Source organism: Paraburkholderia sp. SIMBA_053 (assembly GCF_046534895.1).
GTDB lineage: Bacteria > Pseudomonadota > Gammaproteobacteria > Burkholderiales > Burkholderiaceae > Paraburkholderia > Paraburkholderia caledonica.
Genome location: NZ_JAWRXU010001303.1, coordinates 1 through 249 on the forward strand (window position 1 = coordinate 1; position 249 = coordinate 249).

Sequence of the window (249 nt, forward strand, 5' to 3'; positions counted from 1 at the left end):
CGAGATTGAACGCCGACGAAATCGGCGCGACCGAACTGAACGACGGCGTGGAGCCGTAGGTCGCCGAGGTCAGCGCCGACGGCGCGAAGGAGCCGAACGTGAAGCCGTTGTTCTGCTTGAGAATGTTCAGGCCGACCTGCTTGAGGACCGTGCGGCTGAACTCCACCACGCGCACGTCGACCTGGACGACCGAGCGGGTCGCGATTGTCGAGGTGTCGTAGATTTGTGCGTTGTTTGAGGCGCTGTTTG

General features: G+C 62.2%; 1 pseudogene. It reads right to left on the reverse strand.

Annotated elements, in window-relative coordinates:
- Positions 1–249, reverse strand: a pseudogene (locus SB753_RS39840) (type II and III secretion system protein family protein); the annotation flags it as partial.